Here is a 22,477-nt window from a genome sequence, read left to right on the forward strand (position 1 = left end):
CACTCCCCTGCCGGCTCAGGTGCGCAGGCTGCGCGGGCGCATGTCGACCCACACCCGCTCGATGTGCGCGACGCACTCGTCCTCGGTGCCCTCGGTCCCTTCGGCGTGCCAGCCGGCCGGTATCTCCCGGCTGGCCAGCCAGATGGAGTACTGCTCCTCGTCGTTGACGACGACCTTGTACATGGGTTCAGCTGACATCGACTCTCTCCTGTGGTCCCGTCGGCTCCGCGGCGGCCAGGCGCTCGGCCGTCGCGTCGCTCATCGCCTCGATCTCGGCCACGATCAGCTCCTCCAGCCGGGCGGCCGCCCGCCGCACCGTCGGGTGTTCGAACACGAACCGCACCGGCACGTCCACCGCGAACGCCTCCCGCATCCGGTTGACCGCGCGGGTCACCAGCAGCGAGTGCCCTCCGGAGGCGAAGAAGTCGTCGTCCGCGCCGAGCCGGGTGGCGCCCAGCACGCCGGCCCAGAGGTCGGCGAGGGCCTGCTCGGTGTCGGTCGCCGGCGGCGTGAACGGCGCGCCGGCCAGTTCGCCCGGGTCCGGCGGCGGCAGTGACCGGCGGTCCACCTTGCCGCTCGGGTTGCGGGGCAGGTCGGGAAGGACCGTGACCACGCTCGGCACCGCCGCCGGGGCGAGCCGGTCGGCGAGGTGGTCGCGCAGGCCGGCCCGCGCCTCGGCGCCCGCGCCGGGGATGGCCGCGTACGCGACGAGCCGCCGGTCCCCGGGCGCGGGGTCCCAGGTCGTGACGACCGCGTCGGTCACGCCGGGAAACGCGCGCACGGCGGCCTCGACCTCGCCCAGCTCGATCCGCACGCCGCGGACCTTCACCTGGTGGTCGCGGCGCCCCCGGTACTCCAGGCGGCCGTCGGGGCGCAGCCGGCCGGTGTCGCCGGTGCGGTAAAGGCGCTCGCCGGGTCGCCAGGGATGCGGGACGAAGGCGCGTGCGGTACGCCCCGGGTCGCCGAGGTATCCCCGGGCCAGCCCGACCCCGCCGATGCACAGCTCCCCCACCGCGCCGTGCGGCACCGGCTGGAGCGTGGCGTCGAGGAGGTGGACGGTGTGATGCTCCATCGGACGGCCGAGCGTGACCGCGTCGCCGCCGTCGGCGTCCGCGGCGGTGCACACGTGGTGGGTCGAGTCGATGGAGACCTCGGTGGTACCCCAGTGGTTGTTGAGCTGGCAGCCGAAGCGGCCGAGCCGTTCGTGGAAGGCCCGCACGGTCGCGGGCCGGAGCCGGTCTCCGTCGGAGACGACGTGCCGCAGGTGCCGCAGCCGCTCGGCGTCGTCCGGCCCGATCTCCTCCAGGAACGCCACGAGCATGCTGGGTACGAACTGGAGCCAGACGAGCCGGTGGTCGGCGGCCGCCCGCAGCAGCGCCCGGGGATCGCGGTGCAGCCCGGGGCCGAGCACCTCGATCCGCCCGCCCACCATCAGCGGCCAGAAGATCTCGCGGGCCACGTCGTCGAAGCTCAGCGGGGTCTTGAGCAGCACCGGCTCGTCGGGCGCCAGCCGGTAGCGGCGGTGCATGTTCAGCATCTGGCTCACCCAGCCGCGGTGCGTGGACTGCACGCCTTTCGGCTCGCCGGTCGAGCCGGAGGTGAAGTAGACGGCGCACATGTGGTCCGGGCGGACCCCCGGCAGCTCGTGGCCCGCGCCGCCCTCCATCAGCGTGCCGACGTCGACCGCGCGGGAGCCGGACGCTGTGGGCGCGATGCATACGGGCGCTCCGGAGCGGCGTAGCAGCGCCTCCGTCCGCGCCGGCGGGGCCTCCGGGTCGAGCGGGACGTAGGCGCCGCCGGCCTTGAGCACGCCGAGCACCGCGGCGACGAGGTCGGCCGAGCGGTCGAGCAGGATCCCGACCGGTACGTCCGGCCCGACGCCGCGCGCGACGAGCCCGCGCGCGATCGCCGTGGTGCGCGCGTCGAGCTCCGCGTACGTCCACGCGGTGTCGCCGTCGCGCACCGCGACCGCGCCGGGTGTCCGGGCCACCTGGTCGGTGAACAGCTCGTGCAGGCACCGGTCGGGCAGCGGCTCGGGATCTGGCTCCGCGTACGCGCGGGCGGCCTCGATCTCGTCCGGGCTCAGCATCGGCACGTCGTCCACCCGGAGCGACGGGTCGCCGGCGACCGCGACGAGCACCGCCCGCAGGTGCGCCATCAGCCGCAGCACGGTCGCGGTCTCGTACAGCTCGGTGTCCCACTCGACCGACCAGCCGACCGCGCCCTCCTCGTGCCGGAACTCCAGCGTCAGGTCGTACTTCGCGCCCGCCCCGGGGGTGAGGATCTCGGTCACCGCCAGGCCGGACAGCGCCGGCAGCGCGACCGGGGTGGTCAGGTCGACGAGGATCTGGAACAGCGGGGTACGGGCCGGGTCGCGCGGCACCCGCAGCTCGTTGACGAGCGTGTCGAAGCCGACCCACCGCGCCTCGTACGCGTCCAGTGTCGTGTCGCGGACCCGGCGGACAAGGTCGGCGAAGGTCGGGTTGCCGGAGACGTCGCCCGGGATGACGAGCATGTTGAAGAACGGTCCGACCACGTCCGGGTCGCGGCGGGTCGACGAGGACGTGCCGGTCGACACGTCGGCCCGGCCGGTGTACCGGTACAGCACCGCCTGGCAGGCGGCCAGCAGCACCATGTACAGGCTGGCGGCCTGCTCGCGGCCCAGCTCCGCCAGCCGCTCGGCGGTCACGGGCGGCAGCGCGAAACCGTGGCGCAGCGCACCGGCGCCGCCGCGGACCGCCGGCCGCGACCGGTCGGCGGGCAGCTCGAAGGGGGTCAGGTCGGCCAGCGCCGCGCACCGCTCGCGCACCATCGGCGCCAGCTCGCCGGCGTCCTGCCGGGCGTCGTCGGCGAGCCCGGCCTCCCGGAAGCTCCGCACCGGCGCGACGCCGGCCGCCGGGTCGTTGTAGTGGCGGGCGAGGTCCCGGTAGAAGATCTGGACCGAGCCGCGGTCGTACGCGAGGTGGTGCACGGCCAGGCAGAGCACGTGGTCGTCCGGGGCGAGCCGCAGCAGGCGGGCCCGGATCGGCAGCCCTTCGCTCACGTCGACCGGCGTGGCCGACTCCGCGCCCATGGCGACCGCGAGGCCGGCCTCGTCGACGTCGCTGACCTCCAGCGCGAACGCTTCCGGCGGCCGGACCCGCCCGACGACCTCGCCGTCCCGCGGCAGGATCGAGGTACGCAGCACCTCGTGCCGGGTCACCACCGCGCGCAGGGCCCGGGCCAGCCGGTCGGTGTCCAGCGGGCCGGCCAGGCGCAGAAACGTGTTGCTGAGGTACACGGCGGTGCCCTGGGTCAGCTGGTCGGCGAGCCACAGCGCCTGCTGCGCCCGCGGCACCGGCACCAGGTCGTGGTCCATGCGGGCACCTTCGGGCCGGCGGTTATCTTCCGGGTCTCACCGCGCTATCGAGCCGCGGGTCCGGAAAGGCCGCCGATAGGCCGGGAATGGCGCGGCTCCCTACCGTCCACGGGTCGATCCGTCGCACGGTGAGGAGTACAGCCGATGTTCGACACAGACACGGCGCCGGCAAGCCATCCGGGACTGCGGACGCCATCGGGCCCGGCCTGGCCCGGGCAGCCCGGTTGGAACCTTCAGCGGGGGTCCTCGATGCCCGTCCACCGGTACACCCGGGAGGAGCGGCGCCCGGGAGGAGCGGCCGACCGTGCCTGGCCCGGCCGGACCATCGACCATCCGCCGCTGTGGTGCTCCGTGGACCTGCGGGACGGCAACCAGGCGCTGCCCGACCCGATGTCCCCGGCGCGCAAGGGCGCCATGTTCGACCTGCTGGTGCGGATGGGGTTCAAGGCGATCGAGGTCGGCTACCCGTCCGCCAGCGACGCGGACTTCACCTTCGTCCGGCGGCTGGTCACCGAGGACCGCGTCCCCGACGACGTGACGATCGCCGTGTTCACGCCCGCCCGGCTCGACCTGATCGAGCGCACGTTCGCGGCGATCGAGGGGGCGGACCGGGCGATGGTGCACCTGTGCATGGCCACCGCGTGCCTGTGGCGGGAGGTGGTGTTCCGGATGTCCGCCGCCCAGCTGCGCGAGGTGACCACCGGCGCCGCCGCGCACGTGGCGCGGCTGGCCGACCGGATGACCGGCTCCCGGCTGTGCTTCGAGTACTCGCCGGAGACGTTCAACGTGACCGAGCCGGAGTTCGCGCTGGAGATGGCGAACGCGGTGGCGGCGACGTGGGACGCCGCGCCGGACCGGCCGGTGACGGTCAATCTGCCGTCCACTGTGGAGACCGACTCGCCGAACGTGTTCGCCGACCAGATCGAGTGGATGCACCGCAACCTGGACCGCCGGGACTCGATCGTCCTGTCCGTACACCCGCACAACGACCGGGGCACCGCCGTCGCCTCCGCCGAGCTGGCGCTGCTGGCCGGCGCCGACCGGGTGGAGGGCACGCTGTTCGGCAACGGCGAGCGCACCGGCAACGTCTGCCTGGCGACGCTCGCGCTCAACATGTTCAGCCACGGCGTCGACCCGCAGCTCGACTTCTCCGACATCGACGACATCCGCCGCACCGTCGAGCAGTGCAACCGGATGCCGGTCGGGCAGCGCCACCCGTACGTGGGCGACCTCGTGTACACCGCGTTCTCCGGCACCCACCAGGACGCCATCGCGAAGGGTTTCCGGGCGCTGGAGGACCGGGCCCGCGCGGAGGAGCGGCCGCCGGGCGCCCTGCCGTGGTCGGTGCCGTACCTGCCGATCGACCCGCGGGACGTCGGCCGCACGTACGAGTCGGTGGTGCGGGTCAACAGCCAGTCCGGCAAGGGCGGTGTGGCACACGTGCTGCGCACCCGGTACGGCCTGGACGTCCCGGTGGGTCTGCGGGCGGAGTTCGCCAAGGTGGTCCAGCGGGCGGCCGACGAGAGCGGCATGGAGCTCGACTCGCGGCAGCTGTGGGACACGTTCCGCAACGAGTACCTGCACCCGCACCCGTCGTTGCTGCTCAAGGAGTTTCAGGAGTGGCGCGACGGCGACCTGGTCCGGCTCGACGCCCTTGTCGCGTTCGCCGACGGCCGCGAGGCGCGGGTCGCCGGTGCGGGCGCCGACGTGGTGGCCGCGTTCGCCGACGGCCTGGGGCGCGAGGGCCAGCCGGTGGAGGTGCGCGCCGTGACCGAGCAGAGCGTCGCCGACCCGGCCGGGCCGTACACCGCCGTGTACGCCGAGGCGTCCGTCGACGGTGCCGCCGCCTACGGTGTCGGCCTCGACCCGGCGCCGGCCCGCGCGGCGCTCAACGCCGTGCTGTCGGCGGTCAACCGGATCATGGCGTAGCGACGTGGCCGGGTAGGCCGTGGCGCCCCGCGGCCTACCCGGCGAGTGTGGCGAGGTCCACTTTGCCGTTCGGGGTGACCGGCAGCGCGTCGAGCGCGACGAACGTGGACGGCAGCATGAACTCCGGCAGCGAGCCGAGCAGGTGGCGCACCAACCGGTCGCCGCGCGGCGGCTCCGCGCCGGCGGGTACGACGTAGGCCACCAGCCGCTCGCCCCGCAGCACGACGGCGGCGGCCGCGACCTCGGGGTGGGTGCGCAGGTGGTGCTCGATCTCACCCAGCTCCACCCGGTAGCCGCGCCACTTGACCTGGCGGTCGGCGCGCCCGGCGAAGGTGAGCAGCCCCTCCGCGGTGCGGCGGGCGCGGTCGCCGGTGCGGTACATCCGGCCGCCGGTGAACGGGTCCGGCAGGAAGCGCCGCGCGGTCAGGCCGGGACGGTTGACGTACCCGAGCGCCACCCGCGGTCCGCCGATGTACACCTCGCCGTCGTCGGCCGGGCAGAGCTTCCCGTCCAGCACGTACACGGTGCTGTCCGGCAACGGTGTGCCCAGGTGCGGCACCGGGCCGGCGATCGGCGCGACCGTGGCGTCCACTGTGCACTCGGTCGGGCCGTACAGGTTGAGTCCGTCCAGCCACGGCGCCTCGGCGATCTCCTGCCAGATCCGCTCCGGCACCGGCTCGCCGCCCAGGAGCAGCCGCAGCACCCGGCCGGCGGGCAGTGGCCGGCCCAGCTCCTCGCCGGCGATCTGCCAGTGGGTGGGCGTCATGTCCAGATCCTGGATGCCGGCCGTCTCCACCAGCGCCCGCAGCCGGTCCGGGTCGGTGCGGTCGGCGTCCTCCAGCACGACGACGGTGTCGCCGCGGCACACCCGGATCCACTGCTTGACCGAGGCGTCGAAGGACATGCTGGCGTTCCAGCCGACCACGCGGCGGCACGCGGGATACACGCCGGCTTGTTCGAGCGCGGCCATGAGCGCGGCGACGTGGCCGCGGGTCACCTCGACGCCCTTGGGCCTCCCGGTGGAGCCGGAGGTGTAGACGACGTACGCCGGCAGCTCGGGGGCGGCCCAGTCCGAAATGGACGGTCGTGGGCCGCCGGCCGGCGCGATCGAGGTGACTCGCGTGGCGATGCCGGCGTCGGCGGCCATGAACGCCAGCCGCTCCGCCGGGTAGCCCGGGTCGAGGGGCACGTAGGCGGCGCCGGCGCGCCACACCGCGAGCGGCGCCACGACCAGGTCGACACCGCGGGGCAGGCTGACGCCCACCCGGTCGCCGGGCCCGATCCCCTGTGCCCGCAGCATCGCGGCCAGGCGTGCCGTCCGCTCGTCGAGCTCGGCGAAGCTGAGCACGGTGCCGCCGCACCGCACCGCCGGCCATGCGGGCGCCTCCCGCACCGTCCGGGCGAAGCGGGTGAGCGGATCGGGCGGTGTCATGCCGAAGCCACGCGCGACCAGTGGCGGTCGACGGTCCGGGCCAGGAGGTCGGGGTCGTCGACGTAGAAGAAGTGGTGACCGCCGGCGAGCTCGCAGCCGAGCCAGGACTCCGTCGTGCCCGCCCAGCTTTCGAGCTGCTCCGCCGTGACCACATGGTCGTCGCGGCCGCCGAGCACGGCCACCGGGGTGGTGAGCCGGCGGCCGTGGTCGTCGGTGTACTCCCGGCTGAGCGTGAGGTCGGCGCGCAGGGCCGGCAGGATCAGCTCCATCAGCTCCTCGTCGGCGAGCAGGTCGGCCGCGGTGCCGCCCTGCCGGCGCAGCGCCGCGATCAGCGCGCCTTCGGCCAGGTCCTCGGCGGACAGGCCGGGCAGCGGCGTACCCGGGGCGGGAACCCCGGCGACGACAAGGCCGGCGGCCGGACTGCCCAGGCCCTCCAGCAGCTGGGCCACGTCGTACGCGACGTACGCGCCGAAGCTGTGTCCGAACAGGACGGTGCGGCCCGCGTCGTCGACAATGGACGGAAGGCAGGCCGCCGCCAGCTCGCGGATGGACCCGGGTGCCGCCTCGCGCAGGCGCGGTCCGCGCGCGGGATACTGCACGCCCCAGACCGACCACTCCGGACCGAACGCGCCGACCACCGCGTAGGCCGACGACGCGCTGGCACCCGCCGGCGGGAAGAACACGAACGGCGCGTCCCCCTCCCGGATCTGGTGCAGCCACAGCGACGGCGCCGCCATCAGTAGCTCCTCTCGCCGGTGTGCGGCGGCATGTGGAACACCGTCTCCTTGAGCATCTCGGAGGTGCCGTCGACGATCCGCAGCAGGCGCGCCTCGCGGTACGCGCGCTCCAGCCCGTACTCGACGAGCCAGCCGCGCCCGCCGAGCACCTGCATGGCGTCGTCGATGACCTCGCACGCCGCCTCGGTCGCGCAGAGCTTGGCCATCGCCGCCTCGCGTACGGCGAGGTGGCCGGCGTCCAGTGCCGCCGCCGCTTTTCGCAGCAGCGCGCGGGACGCCTCGACCTTGATGTCGGACCGGACGATGAACTCCCGGATGTACTGCTTCTCGCTGAGCCGCACGCCGAAGACGACCCGCTGGTCGGCGTGGCGGCGGGCCACGTTGAGCGCCCAGCGGGCCAGGCCGACCGCCCGGGCGGCGAGGCAGATCCGGCCGAACGGCAGCCATTCGCTGGCCACGCCGGCCGCGCCGCCGACCCGCTCCGGACCGCCGACCACCGCGTCCTCCGGCAGCTCGATCGCGTCGAGCTCGACCTCGTACTGGGTGTACAGCGGGTCCATGCCGGGCAGCGCGCGGACCACGCGCCACCCCGGCGTGTCGGTGCCGAAGACGAAGAACGTGGGCCCCTCCACCCGCGCGCCGACCGCCCGCACGAGCACGATCGCGACGTCGGCCTGCGCCGCGTTGCTGATCAGGAACTTGCGGCCGGTCAGCACCCACTTGCCGCCCGACCAGGTGGCGCTGCTGGCGACCCGGGTCAGGTCGGAGCCGCCGCGCTCCTCGGTCATCGCCAGGCACCGGGTGAGGCGCCCGTCGACCAGCGGGCGCAGCCACCGCTCCCGCTGCTCGGGCGTCGCCGACAGCAGCATCCGGCTGGGGCCTTCGTGCGAGGACAGGATCACCCGCGAGTAGCCGGTGCCGGTCGCGGCGGCCTCCTCGCGCAGCTCCGCGGCGAGCGTCTCGGTCATGTCCCAGCCGCCGTACTCGACCGGGAACTGGGCCGCGTACAGCCCGGACCGCAGCCCCACCCGGCGGGCCAGGTCAAGCTGCGCGGCCGGGTCGAGGTCGGCGGCGCGCTCGTCCAGGTACGCCAGGACCTGTCGCAGGATCGCGCGGGCCGCCGCGGGATCGTCGAGCATCCGCGCGGGGTCCGTGGTGGGTACGAAGTCGACGCTCGTGTCCAACATCAGGGCACCTCCCGAAGGATCCTGGAGACCTCGGTCACGTAGTCGGCGAACCGCGGGTGGTCGAAGAGCGCGCGCAGCTTCGGCCGCACCCGGAACTCCTCCTCCAGCCGGCCGGAGATCGACATCGCGGCCATCGAGTTTCCGCCGAGCGCGAAGAAGTTGGCGTCGTCGGACACCCGCGCGTCGAGGACGACCTCCCACGCCTCCCGGACGCGGGCGGTCACGTCGACCACCTCAGCCATCGGCCGGCGCCTGGTCGTGGACGAAGCTCGCCACCCGGTCGGTGAAGGCGCCCAGGGTGCGGGTCTCGAAGATGGCGGCGACGGGTACCCGGACGCCGAGGTCCTCGCGCAGGACGGCGGTCAGCCGCACGGCGAACAGCGAGTGGCCGCCGCTGAGGAAGAAGTCGTCGTCCGGGCTGGCGTCGCTGACGGACAGCACCTCACACCAGCGGGTACGGATGGTCTCGGCGAGCTGCACGGTCTCGGTGGGCATGTGAGCACCTCTTCAGGCGGCGGGAATGTGGCTCGGCCACGGGCTGGTCGGTTCGGCGCACGCCCGGTCCAGGAGCTGGACGAAGCGCCGCTGGAGCTCGGCGACGGCCGCGTCCGGGTACCGCGCCCGGTCGTGCGTCCAGCGCAGCGCGTACGCGCCGGCGCCATGGCTCGCGGTGCTACGGGCGTGCTGAAGCCCCCGGTTCATCACGATCACGCTCAGGCCGGTGCGGCCGTACCCGTTGGCCAGCTCCCGCACCTCCGGCCGCCAGTCGCCGAACCGCAGGGCCGGCTGGGGCGAGTCGTGCTTGCTGAACATGACCGGGTAGAGCTGGCTGTTGGCGAGGCTCCGGCCGGCGGCCAGCCGGAGGATCTCGGGCGTCGGCATCCGCTGGTGTACCTCCGCCGCCGCGATCAGCCCCATCTCCGCGCGCGCACCGTCCACAGGGGACCCGACCGGCTCCCGCCGCGACACCAGCGGCAGGACGTTCACCAGCAGGCCGACGATGTCGCGGGTGTCGACGTCGCGGTTGGCGAAGCTGGAGCCGATGACCTGCCACGCGCCCGGCGCGGTCTCGAAGACGAGCCGGCGGTAGCAGGCCAGCAGCAGCGCGAACGCGGTGACGCCGAGGCCGGCCGCGGTCCGGTCGACCAGTGCCGACCGCCGCTCGCCCAGCGGCTGCGTGTCGGTCCGCGCCGTGGCCAGGCCCCGCTCCGGGACGGCGGCGTCCTCGGCCGGTTCGCCGGCGACGCCGGCCAGCTGTCCGGACCAGTACTCCCGCGCCGCCGCGCTGTCCGGGCCGGCGACCCACTCCCGCTGCTCCCGGGCCCAGTCGAAGTAGCTCGTGGTGTCGGACGGCGGGGACCAGCCCTCACCCCGCGCGAAGCGGCCGTACGCCTCCCGCACCTGTTGCAGGAAGACGCCGACGGACCAGCCGTCGTGGACGATGTGGTGCTCGCGCTGGAGCAGTGCCGTGCCGCCCGGATGGGTGATCAAATCCCAGCCCAGCAACGGGAAGTCGTCGTACCGGATGGGGCGGGCGACAAGCGCGCGCAGCAGCTTGGGCAGCTCGCCGGCGCCGGCGCGGTGCTTGCGCAGCAGCGGGCCCGCCGGCCCGGCCGGCTCGCCGACCAGCCCCCGCGCGGTCATCCGCCACCGGGCGCTCAGCGCCGCCTGCCCTTCCAGCACGGCGTGCAGGGCCTCCTCCAGATGGCAGACCTCCGGTTCGCCCGGCCCGTCGAGGACCATCTGGTACTGGTAGCCCATGCCGCTGCCGTTGATCTCTTCCAGGAAGACCAGCGCCTCCTGGCCGAGGCTCCCGGCGCCGGACCGCGCTCCGGCCGGGCGCGCCGCGGGTGTGCCCGGCGCCAGCCCGGCCACCAGCAGCGCCTGCTCGCGCAGCGTCTGGGTGAGGGTGAGAGTGGACGGTGCCACGGTCAGCCCGCGCCGCGCGCGGACCCGGGCCCGCAGCGCGATCAGGTCGAGCGATCCGGCGCCCAGCTCGACGAGGCTGTCCGCCGGCGACCGGGGCACCACGCCGCACGTCTCGCGCCAGTCTTCGGCCAGCGCCGACTCCCACGCGTCCGCCCCGGGCACCGCCGGCCGCCGGGCGAACAGCGCGGTGGGATCGGGCAGGGCGCCGCGGTCGAGCTTCTGGTTGGGCGTCAACGGCATGCGGGCCAGCGGGATGACGGCGGCCGGGACCATGTACGCGGGCAGCCGCTCACCGAGCCACCGCTGGATCTCCTCGCCGTCCACGCCTGCGCCCGACACGTACCCGACCAGCCGGGGGTAGCCGCTCTCCGGCGTCCAGACGGTGACCGCGGCCTCGTCGACCACCGGGTGGGCGCGCAGGTGCGCCTCGACCTCGCCCAGCTCGATCCGGAAGCCGCGGACCTTGACCTGCCGGTCGGCGCGGTCGACGAACTCCAGCTGCCCGTCCGGCCGGCACCGCACGAGGTCTCCGGTCCGGTAGAGCGTCCTTTGTGGATCGGACGGGTCCGCCACGAACCGCTCCGCGGTCAGCTCCGGCCGGTCGAGGTAGCCGCGGCCGACGCCGGCGCCGCCGAGGTACAGCTCGCCCACCTCGCCCAGGGGCACCGGCTGCCGGCGCTCGTCCAGGACGTGCGCGGTGGTGTGGGATATCGGCCGGCCGATCGGCGGCAGGCCCTCGTCGTGTCCGTCGAACCAGGCGTACGTCGCGATGACGGCGGTCTCGGTCGGGCCGTACAGGTTGAGGAACCGGTACGGTACGCCCGCCGGCGGCCACGCGTGCAGCTTCTCGCCGCCCACCATCAGCGTCCGCAGGCTGGTCCCGTCGAGCCAGCCGTGCTGGAGCGCGACGGCGGCGACGGAGGTGATCAGGAAGACCGTGTCGATCCGGGCGGCGGCCAGCCAGTGGCACAGCTCCTCCGGTGCGCGGCGGGCGGGCTCGGGCGCGATGTGCACCTCCGCGCCGGCGCTCAGGGCGCCCCAGATCTCCCAGGTCGCCACGTCGAAGCCGCTCGCCACGGTCTGGCCGACCCGGTCGCCCGGGTACACGCCGACCTCGTCGACGAGCCAGCGGACGGTGTTGACGATGTTGCGGTGCTCGACCATGGCGCCCTTGGGCTCGCCGGTCGAGCCGGAGGTGTAGATGACGTACGCCAGGTCGTCCGGCGCCACGTCGGCGGTCGCCGGTGCGGCCTCGTCGCTCCAGTCCGGGCCCAGCGTCATCGCCCGGTGGGTGGTGCCGGCCAGCAGGCCGCCGGTCCGCGGGTCGCACAGCACCAGGCTCACGCCGGCGTCGGCGAGCATGAAGTGCAGCCGCGACGCCGGATACGACGGGTCGAGGGGCAGGTAGGCCGCGCCGGCCTTCAACACGCCGAGCCAGGCCACGACCATGGTGGCTGACCGGTCGATCAGCACGCCGACCACCGACTCGGGCTGGACGCCCGCGGCGGTCAGCCGGGCCGCGACGAGGTCCGCGCGCGCGTTCAGCTCCTGATAGGACAGTGTGCCGCAACCGTCGACCACCGCGGTCGCGTCGGGCGAAGCCGCCACTCGCGCGGCGACCAGCGCCGGCACCGTGCCCTGCATGCTGGACACCGCCTCACCTCCGTCCGGTTGCCCGTCCTGACCCGGTACACGGTGGTCGGGCCGGCCTTCACCTACCTATCGCGGCGCTATCGCGGGACAGGTAGCCCGTGCCGTCCGGACCCGGCAGGGAATGGTCGACCCACACCGTGCCGGTGAGGGCGGCGCACATCCGCCGGGTACGCCGCAGCCGCTCGTCGTGGCCCGGCTGCCGGTCGGCGAGCAGGATCCCGAGCGCGGTGCCGCTGTGCGCGGCGACCACGCCGAGCCCGCCGACCTGGCGGCAGATGTCGAGCATCCGGTCGAGCGTCCGCTTTGGACACAGGCGCTGGTTCATCACCGCGCTGCGGGTGGCCACCTCGCCGATGGCCGCCACGTCCTCCGCCCGGATCGCCGCGGTCAGCGCCGCCAGGAGCCGCTGGTACGTGCGGCGGTGCTGGGTGGAGAACACCTTGGGCACCTTGTTGAACGACAGCGTGTCGATCTCGCCGCCCTCGTCGACCCCCACGACCGTCATCGGCGGCAGGTGCCCCAGCTCCGCGCGCAGCCGCACCTGCCGGTGGTGGAACGCGACGACGCCGTGGTACATGACGCCGTCGGTCGGCTCGATCAGGCGCAGCAGCGCCTCGATCTCGGCGGGCGCCGGTGCCGCGCCGATGGCCTGTCCCACGGCCCGCGCGGTCGCCACGAGGTCGGCCGACGAGCTCGCCAGGCCCTTGCCCTCGGGCAGGTCGGAGTCGAGCAGCAGCACGCCGCCGCCGCGGGCGCCGTGGTGGCGCAGCATCGCCTCGACGAGCCAGCGCGCCTTCGACTTGTGCGCCGGCCGTACGTGCACGGCGTGAGCGCGCGGGTCGAACAGCAGGCGGGCCCGGCTCCAGCGGGCGATCGGCATCGTCACGAGGAAGTCGTCGCCGTCGGGGAGCGCGCCTTGCAGCAGCTCGCCGAACGTGCCGAACGCCGCCGCGCTGCCGTACGCCTCACCGAGCTCGGCACGGTGGAACATCGTCTCCGTCATCGAAGCCGCCCCGGGTTACCCGCCGAGCAGCCGGTCGACGCGCGCCGGCACCGCGTCGACCGCGTCCCGGCGGGCCGCGAGGGCCGCGGCGAGGCGGGTGTGCTCGCGCTCCTGCTCGTCCAGCAGCCGGGCCACCTCGTGCGGGTGCGCCGATCCGCGGGAGCGGCGCCGGTGCAGCTCGGCCACCGGGTCGAACGACTCGCGCAGCAGCCGTTCCGGATCGGTCACGACGTGACCGTACTCCCCGGCGACCGCGGCGAGCAGCCGGCCGTCGACGGCCGTCGCGGGCAGCCCGGCCTCGAGCGCCGCCACCACGTACCGCCCGGCGATGACCTGCGCGGTCCGCCACGGCACCGCACCGTCCAGGGCCAGCCGGTTGGCGAGCGAGAACCCGCCGAGGTACTCCTCGGCGCAGCGCTCGCGGGCGTGTCCGGTGCGGAACTCGAGCCGTTCGAAGACCTCGGTGAGCAGCCGCAGCACCGACCGCATCGTGGCCATGGCGGAGCCGAGCTGGGCCGCGCTCTCCTTCGACACCTCGACGGTGTTGCTGTACGGCGTGGCGCGCTGCGCCGTGGCGACGTCGACGTACCAGGACGTGAGGTGCGCGGTGCGGCCCCGGACGCGTTCCAGGATCGGGTAGTTCTTTTTCTGCGGCATCGCCGACGATATCCCGGCGAGGTCGTCCGGCAGCTCGACCAGCCCGTGCTCGCTGCCCGACCAGGTCATCAGGTCGGTCACCATGCGGCTCAGCCCGACCGCGAAGGTCGAGCACTCGCCGGCCAGCTCCAGCAGCCAGGCCCGGGAGGCCACCCCGACGAGCGCGTGCGGCTCCGGACCGGCGAAGGCGAGCAGGTCCGCCATCCGGTCGCGGTCCCACCGCAGCTCCTGGCCGGCCAGCGCGCCGCTGCCGAGCGGGCAGCGGTTGAACCCGTCGTAGGTCGCCAGCATCCGGTCCGCGGTGCGCAGCAGATGCGCCGACACGGCGCTGACGAAGAAGCCGGACGTGATGACCTGCGCGGCCTGGAGGTGGGTGTACCCCGGCATGACCGAGCCGGTGTGCCGGGCGGCCAGCAGGCGCGCGGCCGAGGCGCAGTACAGCACCGCGGCGACGGTGCGCAGCGCCTCCTCCCGCCCGTACATGAGCTGCGCACAGGCTTGCAGGTCGTTGCGGCTGCGGTCGACATGCCAGACCGGCACGGTGAGTCGCGCGGTGACTTGGCGCTCCACGGCGAAGGCCAGGTCGGACAGGTTCGCCTCGGGATCGGCGGCTAGGCTTTGCCGCGTCACGCCGTCGAGCGCCGTGGCGATGCCGCGCACCTGCCCGGCGTCCAGCAGCCCCATCCGGTGGTACTCGGCCAGCAGGACCTTCTCCACCAGGACGTGGAATCCGAGCAGGTGCTCCGCGTCGTGACGGAACTGCGGATCGAGGATGTCCTCGCGCACGAGCGCCTTCGGCGGCCGCCGCAGCCGTCCGCTGAGCGCCGCGGTCATGAGATGTAGGTGAAGTAAGACCTGAGCGCCGGCATGAGGGCCTTCAGCGGCACTCCACACATGCCCAACGCGAAGAGCAGGTTGTAGCGCAGGTTCTGCGCCGGCATCCCGTACCTCGCGGCGGCCAGGCCCCGGACGGCGCTCTTGCGGTCGTGCCAGTCGATGTTGAACGACACCGACGAGGTCAGCGAGGTCACCTTGTGCAGCGTGCCGGGCGGCATGTAGAACAGGTCGCCGCCCTCGACGAAGCACTCGTACGTCTCCACGCCCGCGAACCGGGGATACCGCTCCAGGTCGGGCTCGTCCGGGTCGACCGGCGACCACCGCCACTTGTAGGGGTAGCAGCGCTCCCGGTCGGCCGCGGCGATCATGAGGAACCGCTTGCGCCCGTCGAGCTGGAAGAACAGGTTGTGGGTCAGCAGCGTGTCGAAGTGCAGTGGTGTCTGCGACACCGACGGGCCGACGAAGAACTGTGGAAACACCCACCACTGCTTGGCGAAGAAGGACGGGAACATCGCCCGGGGAAACGGCTCCAGGTCGTCGCGCAGCTGCGGGATGAGGGTCAGCAGCGGCACGTCGTGCAGGTACCCGGGCGGGTCGCCGGCCCGGTCCGAGTCCTCCCACTCCTCGGCCGCCTTGGCGTAGTCGGCCAGCCGCATCGTCGTGGTGTTGCCCTCGGCGACCCGGCCGGTCTTCAGGCGCACCTCGAGGTCGGGCGCCACGGACGCGAAGTACGGCAGCGACCAGCGTTCCGCGGCGGGCAGGTCGGCGAGGGCGCCCTTCATCAGCACCGGTTTGGTGTTCACGTAGTCGGCGTAGAACTCCTCCACCGACAGGTTCGGCCGGACGTCAACGGGCGAGGGCGGTGCCACGGCTGGCATGGTTACTCCTTGTCGGCTCGGTCTTTTTTCCGGACCCCTCCGCGCAGGCGCGGCGGATGACCTCGACGGTGTAGTCGACGTCGGCGATCGAGACACCCCGGTGGGTGACCGCGCGGATGCGCGTGCCCAGTTCGGCGATGGCCACCCCGCCCGCCGCGGCGGCGGCCAGCAGCTCACGATTGGCGAGACCTTCGGCGTGGAAGAACACCATGTTGGTCCGCGGCTCCGCCGGCTCCACCTCGATTCCGGGGATGGCGGCGAGTCCCTCGGCGAGGCGCCGGGCGGTCGCGTGGTCCTCGCGGAGGCGGTCGCGCTCGCGCAGCGCCACGATCCCGGCGGCGGCCAGCACGCCGGACTGCCGCATGCCACCGCCCAGCAGCTTCCGGATCCGCCGCACTCCGCCCACGAACGTCTCGGTCCCCACGACCATCGACCCGGCCGGCGCCCCAAGGCCCTTGGAGAGGCAGAACTGCACGGAGTCGGCGTGGCCGGCGATCTCCGCCGGGTCCACGCCGATGGCCAGCGCGGCGTTGAAGACCCGCGCACCGTCCAGGTGGACCGGCAGTCCCTTTTCCCGCGCGAGCTCGGCGACGGCGGCGAGGTACGACATCGGCAGGACGTGGCTTCCGCTGTGGTTCTGCGGATTTTCCACGCAGATCAGGGCGGGCAGCGCGAACTGCGGATCGCTTTCGTCCGGTGGGAAGGCCGCTTCGATCGCCGCCAGGTCCATCGTCCCATCAGGACGGTTGGGCACCGGGTGGTACACCACGCCGCCGCACACCGAGGCGCCGCCCGCCTCGTACACGTAGATGTCGGAGTCCTCGCCCACGACGACCTTGGAGCCGCGCGGGCAGTGGGTGAGGATGCTGGCCAGGTTGGCCATGGTCCCGGTCGGCATGAAGCAGGCGGCCCGCTTGCCGAGGAGCTCCGCGGAGAGCTCCTCCAGCGCGCGTACCGTCGGGTCCTCGCCGTAGACGTCGTCGCCCAGTTCCGCTGTGGACATCGCCCGCAACATCTCGGGCGTGGGCAAGGTGAAGGTGTCGCTACGCAGCTCGACGGGCCAGTTGACCGGGCCCGCTGCCGGGGTTGGGTCGCTCACGCGGCACAGCTCACCCTCCCGTTCCATCGGTCATCTTTCAGCTCCCTATCGCTGAAACCAGGTCACCTGCGCGCCGTTGTCGAACGACTCCCGCTCCGTCGGCCTGAAGAGCGTGGGGTCGAATCCACCCTGGAAGGCCGGGATGCCCGCGCCGGCGACCACCGGGTACCACTTGACGATCAGCTCGTCGATCTCCGGCAGCAGCGACCCGGCGAGCTTGCCGCCGCCGGCGAGGTAGATGTCCTTGCCGGCGGGCTCCGCCTTGAGCGCGCGCACCAGCGCTGTCGGGTCGCCGGGGACGAGCTCGACCGACGGGTCGTCGATCTTCTCCAGGGTCGACGACACCACGTACTGCCGGAGGTGGGCGTACGGGCTGGAGATGCCGATGTCCAGGGCGGGCTGGTAGGTGCCCAGGCCCATCACCAGCGTGTCGAACCTCTTGTTGAGCGCGTCGGAGAGGCCGACGTGCGCGCGGATGTGCGTGGGGATCACCTCGGGGTACCGCTCGTTCATCCACGCGGCCATGTCGTCGCTCACCGGGTAGAAGTCGACCTCGCCGCCGGGGCCGGCGATGTAGCCGTCGATCGAGACGGCGACGTAGTAGACAAGCTTTCGCATACCTAACCACTCCGTATGTAGTACTCCAGCTGAAGTGGTGCAACCGTAGTACTACAACTGGTACGGTGTCAACATGCGAACGAACCTCCAGCGCAGGACAGCCCTCCTCGACGCCGCCATCGAAGTGCTGGCCGGAGAGGGCGCGCGCGGCCTGACCTTCCGGGCGGTCGACGCCGAGGCGAAGACCCCGGTCGGCACCGCGTCCAACTACTTCGCCAACCGCGACGAGCTGCTCACGCAGACCGCCGAGCGGGTCTACGAGCGATGGATGCCCGACGAGGCGACCTGGGCCGCCGCCGCGAAAGGGCCGCGGGACACGGCAAAGGTGACCGCGCTGATGCGTGAGCTGGTCGGCCGGATCACCGCGTTCCGCGGCGGCTATCTCGCCATGCTGGAGCTGCGCCTGGAGGCGACCCGCCGACCCGAGCTGCGCGCCGTGCTCACCAAGCGGGTGCGCGCCGACATGGACGCCAACATCGCCTACCACCTGGAGCAGGGCATGCCGGGCGACGCGACCTCGGTCAAGCTGCTCATGCTGGCGCTCAACTGGCTGATCGTCGAGACGCTGACCCTGCCGGAGCTGTTCACCCCGGAGGAGGTGGACGATCTGGTGGTCAAGGCGGTCGAGCGCGTCACCACGCCGGGGACGGTCCAGGGAGCTTTCTGAGTCAGGGTCACCGCCCGCCCTGGCGTTGCTTCCAAGGCAGATTTTCCCACGTCCGCGTCACTTGCGGCTCTGTCCACGATGCCTTGATCGGCGTCGATCTTGGCGGCGGGCGAACAGATCGTGGACGTTTACTGCCCCTCAAGGGGCAGTTGTGTACCACGATCGCCAGCGTCACCCGCCCTCGTTACCTCGATCCGCCGGCCGGGAGCGGTGCCCGCGGGAGCATACGGTCCGTCGCTGACGCGGACGTGGGGAAATCTGCCTGACGCCGCCGCGCGCATAACCCCCACTCCGAAAGCTGTCCAGAGAGCCTCTGTCGCCGGGTTTGCCGAGGCCCCCAGGCCCTGATGGGGCAACGTTGAACCGCCGCCGGGTTGACGTCGCACGCCACCTACGCAAGCGGTCGCGGGGGTTGGGTGCCCGCGACCGCGCGGATCAGGCGGCCGCCGGTGGGGCGGTGCTGTCCCGGACGATGAGGGTGGTGGCGAACTCGACGCGGTCCTGCGGGAGCGGGTGCCCGGCGGCCATCGCCAGGACCAGCCTCGCGGCCGTGGCGCCCATCTCGGCGAAAGGCTGCCGCACCGTGGTCATCGGCGGACCGCACCACCGGGTGGCGGAGATGTCGTCGAAGCCCACCACGCTGAGGTCTTCGGGGATCCGCCGACCGGCGAGCCGGGCCGCCTCGTAGACGCCGAGCGCTTGCAGGTCGTTGCCGCACAGGATCGCGGTCGGCGGGTCGGCGAGGCGGAGCAGCTCCCGTCCGTGGCTGAGGCCGTCTTCGAACGCGAACCACTGTCCGGTGCGGATCAGCCGCTCGTCCATCGGCGTCCCGGCGGCGTCCATCGCGGCGCGGATGCCGTCGAGCCGGCGCCGGGCGGAGAGCCTCTCGGTGGGCCCGGTGATGGCGGCGATGCGCCGGTGCCCGAGGTGCAGCAGGTGCCGGGCGGCCGCCAGCGCACCGTTCCAGTCGGTGGCTCCCACCGACGGCACCGGGTGTTCCGGCTCGCCGGTGGGGTCGAGGGCGACCAGCGGGATGGCGCTGGCGGCGAGCAGGGCGTGCTGCTCGGTGGGAAAGTGCAGATGGACGCTGATGACGCCGGTCGGGCGGCGGGCGAGCAGGTCGTGGGCCCAGGTGCGACCGGCGGACGTCTGGTGGAGCACGTCGATGAAGCCGACTGAGAGGTTGTGGGCGGACGCGACCTGTTCGACCCCTTGCATGATGACGATCGCCAGGTTACTCAGCATGCCGTAGAAGACGACCTCGATGGTCGCCGCGCGGGCCGGCGTCTCCGGGCGGCGGTAGCGGTGCTCACGCAGCACGGCTTCGACCTGCTGCCGGGTCCGTGGAGCCACCCCCGATCGACCGTTGAGCACTTTGGACACCGTCGCCGCGGACACTCCCGCGAGGCGCGCGATCGCCGCGACCGTCATGTCGCCCTGCCGGCGGTCGGCCGGACGGCCGCGGTCGGCGGTGGCGGTCGCGGACGGTGGTTGGTCGGCGCGGGCGGCGGCCGGTGCGGCTCGGCGTTGCTCTGCCTCGCCCAGCAGGCGCACACGTACCGCCTCGGCCTCCTCGGCGGCGCCCGGTCCGGCCGGGACCGTCGCGGTGAGGTAGCGGCGCTTTCGGGTGAGCGGGTCGACGCCGGCGTAGACCCGCACGCGCAGCGATCCGCTGGGGAGTGTCTCGATCTCGCCTCGAGCCGGTCGAAAACCGACGGCGCCAGCCATGGAGCGACGGTAGCAAATAGCCGTAGCTCCATGCATCAATGTGGTGCGGCTCCACGACACAATCACCGCTGTCGCTTGTCAGGACTAACGATTTCCATCGATAATGCTAACTGTTTCGGAGCTGGGCGCGGTCAGGGAAAGGGCACCCTCGACCGCCTACGTCGGAGCCGGCCGGCTTCGCCGGACAGGCCACGCGAGGAGGGTGCCACGCAGTCCCACCGGACCCGATCGTCGCACGATCACGGCCGTCACGAGTGACGGCCGGTCCGGGAGGCTCCGGCGCACCCTCCTCGGCTCGCTCGTTCCCGGATCACGAAAGACCAGCGTTCCGCGTCGGATCGTGGGGAGCGCTCCCGCAGCCACCCTGATTCCCACTTCAGGAGAAGTTCTATGAGGAAACCCAGAGTGACCAAGACGGCGTTGGTGTCGGCCGGCGCCGTCCTGTTGGCATCGACCGCGGTCGCCGTGGCGCTGCCAGCCGGGGCCGCGGCCGCCGGTTGTTCGGTGAACTACGCGGTGTCGTCGCAATGGCAGGGTGGCTTCGGCGCCAACGTCACCATCACCAACCTCGGCGACCCGGTGACGAGCTGGACGCTGACCTGGTCCTACAGCGCCGGCCAGACCGTCACGCAGGCCTGGAACGCGACCGTGAGCCAGAGCGGCGCCGCGGTCACCGCCAGAAACGCCAGCTACAACGGGGCCATCGCGACCAACGGCACGGCCTCGTTCGGGTTCAACGGCTCGTGGACCGGCGGCAACCCCGCGCCGACAAGCTTCGCGATGAACGGGGTCGTCTGCACCGGCGGCGTGCCGACGACCGCACCGCCGACGACGGCACCGCCCACCACCGCACCGCCCACCACCGCGCCCCCGACCACGGCGCCGCCCACGACCGGACCGCCCAGCGCCGCGGACATCACGGTCAACAGCGGCACCAGGTACCAGACTGTCGACGGTTTCGGGGCCGCGACGGCGATCTGGGGCAGCAGCGCCTGGTCGACGGCCGAGACGCAGACGCTCGTCGGCATGGGCGCCAACCAGTTCGGGCTGTCGATCGTGCGTACCGGCATCTCGCCGGTCTCCAGCGAGTGGGCGACCCACGTGAACTCCCTGAGAACGGCGAAGTCGTACGGGTCGAACGTGAAGATCCTCGGGTCGCCGTGGACGGCACCGGCGGCGTGGAAGACGAACAACAGCCGGACCAACGGCGGCAAGCTCCGGACCGACTACTACGACGACTACGCGAACCATCTGAACAGCTACGTCCAGTACATGCGCGACCAGGGCGTCGCGATCGACGTCACGTCCGTGCAGAACGAGCCGGACTGGCACCCGGACTACGACTCGATGGACTGGAACGGCACCGAGCTGCGCAACTTCGTGCGCGACCAGGGCGCGCGGGTGCAGAACACCAAGCTGATGGTCGCCGAGGCGGTGAACCTGAACTACAGCTTCACCGATCCGACCCTCAACGACGCGACCGCCCGCAACAACATCGGCTACATCGGCGGCCACCTGTACGGCACCGAGAGCGCCGGCCGCCTCGCGCCCTACCCCTTGGCCGCGCAGCACAACAAGCCGGTGTGGATGACCGAGTGGAACTTCCACGAGGCCGACGGCGGCGGCTCCAACATCTGGGGCAACCCCGGCAACGTGACGGTCTGGAACGAAACCCTCGACACCATCATGCGCACCGTGCACAGGTCGATGGAGGCCAACTGGAGCGCCTACATCTGGTGGTACGGCAAGCGTTTCTACTCCTTCATCGGCGACGGCGAGTCGGCCTACGGCACCACCGCGGGGGCTCCGCTGAAGCGCGGATACGCGTTCTCGCAGTACGCCAAGTACGTCCGCCCCGGCTACCAGCGGGTGGCCCTGACGAAGAGCGCCAAGGCGTCGCCGCTGGAGATCACCGCCTACCAGGGTGGCGGGAAGATCACGCTGGTGATCCTCAACCGGTCGAACAGCGCGGTCGACAACGCCGTGATCCAGGCGCCGCAGAACGTCACCCGGGCCGAGCACTACCTCACCTCGGTGAACGCCAACGCGGCCAGCCAGCCGACCACCGTCAACGGTGGGCAGGTCACCGTCAACGTCGGCGCACGCAGCATCTCCACGGTCGTGTTCACCCTCTGAAAGCCCGCACCGGAGGACCTGATGAAGCTCCCTCGCACCCGCGTCCGGGTGGTGGCCGCCATTACCGCCGGCCTCACCGTGGCCGGGGCCACCGCGGTGCTCACCGCGAACAGCGCACAGGCGGCCGCCGGCTGCCGCGTCGAATACGCCATCACCAACTCCTGGCAGGGTGGCTTCGGCGCCAACGTGACCATCACCAACCTCGGCGACGCGATCAACGGCTGGCGACTCACCTGGTCGTTCGGCGCCGGGCAGACCATCACCCAGCTCTGGAACGGCTCGGTCGCCCAGTCCGGCGCCCAGGTCACGGTCACCAACGCCAGCTACAACGGCAGCATCCCCACCAACGGCACCGCGGGCTTCGGGTTCAACGGCTCGTGGAACGGCTCGAACCCGGTGCCCACCGCGTTCGCGGTCAACGGCACCGCGTGCACCGGTAGCGTCGGGCCGACCACTCCGCCGCCGACGACGTCGGTGCCGACCACCGCGCCACCGACGACGGCTCCGCCCACCGGGTGCGCTCTTCCGTCGACGTACCGGTGGTCGTCGACGGGCTCGCTGGCGAACCCGCGGTCGGGATGGGTGTCGCTCAAGGACTTCACCTACGCCCCGTACAACGGGCGGCATCT

General features: G+C 72.7%; 18 protein-coding genes. 4 read left to right on the top strand and 14 right to left on the bottom strand.

The features are described from left to right. Positions 1-15: 15 nt before the first annotated feature. Together AC5L36_RS18480 and AC5L36_RS18485 are read right to left on the bottom strand one after the other, a co-directional pair. Positions 16-198 carry an MbtH family protein gene (locus tag AC5L36_RS18480; RefSeq protein WP_441217602.1) on the bottom strand — a complete coding sequence of 61 codons (183 nt, stop codon included), beginning with the start codon at positions 196-198 and terminating at the stop codon, positions 16-18. Then, complete coding sequence (locus tag AC5L36_RS18485; RefSeq protein WP_441217604.1) at positions 188-3,358, bottom strand: non-ribosomal peptide synthetase; 3,171 nt, start codon at positions 3,356-3,358, stop codon at positions 188-190. Before AC5L36_RS18485 ends, AC5L36_RS18480 begins: the two co-directional genes overlap by 11 nt. A 249-nt stretch (positions 3,359-3,607) precedes the next feature. Here AC5L36_RS18485 and AC5L36_RS18490 point away from each other — a divergent pair, with 249 nt between their 5' ends. Beyond that, positions 3,608-5,287, top strand: coding sequence for a 2-isopropylmalate synthase (locus AC5L36_RS18490; RefSeq protein ID WP_441217606.1), 1,680 nt, complete (start codon positions 3,608-3,610; stop codon positions 5,285-5,287). 34 nt (positions 5,288-5,321) lie between these two features. Here the strand turns inward: AC5L36_RS18490 and AC5L36_RS18495 are convergent, their stop codons facing one another. From AC5L36_RS18495 to AC5L36_RS18545, 11 genes are all read right to left on the bottom strand, one after another. After that, on the bottom strand, positions 5,322-6,719 hold the full coding sequence (locus tag AC5L36_RS18495) for an amino acid adenylation domain-containing protein (RefSeq protein WP_441217608.1): 1,398 nt from the start codon (positions 6,717-6,719) through the stop codon (positions 5,322-5,324). After that, a complete protein-coding gene (locus AC5L36_RS18500) occupies positions 6,716-7,456 on the bottom strand; it encodes a thioesterase II family protein (protein ID WP_441217610.1) in 741 nt (246 codons plus the stop codon). Before AC5L36_RS18500 ends, AC5L36_RS18495 begins: the two co-directional genes overlap by 4 nt. Then, positions 7,456-8,643: an acyl-CoA dehydrogenase family protein gene (locus tag AC5L36_RS18505; RefSeq protein ID WP_441217612.1), complete on the bottom strand. Its 1,188-nt coding sequence runs from the start codon at positions 8,641-8,643 to the stop codon at positions 7,456-7,458. The genes AC5L36_RS18500 and AC5L36_RS18505 overlap by 1 nt, the downstream gene beginning before the upstream one ends. Then, positions 8,643-8,885, bottom strand: coding sequence for a phosphopantetheine-binding protein (locus AC5L36_RS18510; RefSeq protein ID WP_441217613.1), 243 nt, complete (start codon positions 8,883-8,885; stop codon positions 8,643-8,645). The genes AC5L36_RS18505 and AC5L36_RS18510 overlap by 1 nt, the downstream gene beginning before the upstream one ends. Next, a complete protein-coding gene (locus AC5L36_RS18515; protein WP_441217615.1) occupies positions 8,878-9,138 on the bottom strand; it encodes a phosphopantetheine-binding protein in 261 nt (86 codons plus the stop codon). The genes AC5L36_RS18510 and AC5L36_RS18515 overlap by 8 nt, the downstream gene beginning before the upstream one ends. A 12-nt stretch (positions 9,139-9,150) precedes the next feature. Further along, on the bottom strand, positions 9,151-12,216 hold the full coding sequence (locus AC5L36_RS18520) for a non-ribosomal peptide synthetase (RefSeq protein ID WP_441217732.1): 3,066 nt from the start codon (positions 12,214-12,216) through the stop codon (positions 9,151-9,153). A 67-nt stretch (positions 12,217-12,283) separates the two neighbouring features. Next, positions 12,284-13,228 (bottom strand): GHMP family kinase ATP-binding protein, encoded by a 945-nt coding sequence (locus AC5L36_RS18525; protein ID WP_441217617.1) that lies wholly within the window; start codon positions 13,226-13,228, stop codon positions 12,284-12,286. Between the two features lie 15 nt (positions 13,229-13,243). Beyond that, positions 13,244-14,719: an argininosuccinate lyase gene (locus tag AC5L36_RS18530; protein ID WP_441217619.1), complete on the bottom strand. Its 1,476-nt coding sequence runs from the start codon at positions 14,717-14,719 to the stop codon at positions 13,244-13,246. Next, on the bottom strand, positions 14,716-15,600 hold the full coding sequence (locus AC5L36_RS18535) for a cupin-like domain-containing protein (protein ID WP_441217621.1): 885 nt from the start codon (positions 15,598-15,600) through the stop codon (positions 14,716-14,718). Before AC5L36_RS18535 ends, AC5L36_RS18530 begins: the two co-directional genes overlap by 4 nt. Further along, entirely contained in the window at positions 15,569-16,699 is a 1,131-nt protein-coding gene (locus AC5L36_RS18540) for a GntG family PLP-dependent aldolase (RefSeq protein WP_441217623.1), read from the bottom strand. The genes AC5L36_RS18535 and AC5L36_RS18540 overlap by 32 nt, the downstream gene beginning before the upstream one ends. Before the next feature lie 45 nt (positions 16,700-16,744). Continuing rightward, the gene (locus AC5L36_RS18545; RefSeq protein WP_441217625.1) at positions 16,745-17,317 is read right to left on the bottom strand and encodes a dihydrofolate reductase family protein; all 573 of its coding nucleotides are present in this window, start codon (positions 17,315-17,317) and stop codon (positions 16,745-16,747) included. A 73-nt stretch (positions 17,318-17,390) separates the two neighbouring features. On the opposite strand from AC5L36_RS18545, the gene AC5L36_RS18550 reads away from it, so the two are divergent. After that, the gene (locus AC5L36_RS18550) at positions 17,391-17,984 is read left to right on the top strand and encodes a TetR/AcrR family transcriptional regulator (RefSeq protein WP_441217627.1); all 594 of its coding nucleotides are present in this window, start codon (positions 17,391-17,393) and stop codon (positions 17,982-17,984) included. Positions 17,985-18,419: 435 nt separating this feature from the next. Here AC5L36_RS18550 and AC5L36_RS18555 read toward each other — a convergent pair whose 3' ends face one another. Further along, complete coding sequence (locus AC5L36_RS18555) at positions 18,420-19,712, bottom strand: LacI family DNA-binding transcriptional regulator (protein WP_441217629.1); 1,293 nt, start codon at positions 19,710-19,712, stop codon at positions 18,420-18,422. Positions 19,713-20,102: 390 nt separating this feature from the next. Here AC5L36_RS18555 and AC5L36_RS18560 point away from each other — a divergent pair, with 390 nt between their 5' ends. Together AC5L36_RS18560 and AC5L36_RS18565 are read left to right on the top strand one after the other, a co-directional pair. Further along, entirely contained in the window at positions 20,103-21,848 is a 1,746-nt protein-coding gene (locus AC5L36_RS18560; protein WP_441217631.1) for a cellulose binding domain-containing protein, read from the top strand. 21 nt (positions 21,849-21,869) lie between these two features. Then, positions 21,870-22,477: cellulose-binding domain-containing protein (locus AC5L36_RS18565; RefSeq protein WP_494908483.1), on the top strand; the 608-nt coding region annotated here is incomplete at its 3' end.

Source organism: Phytohabitans sp. LZ39, from assembly GCF_059359075.1.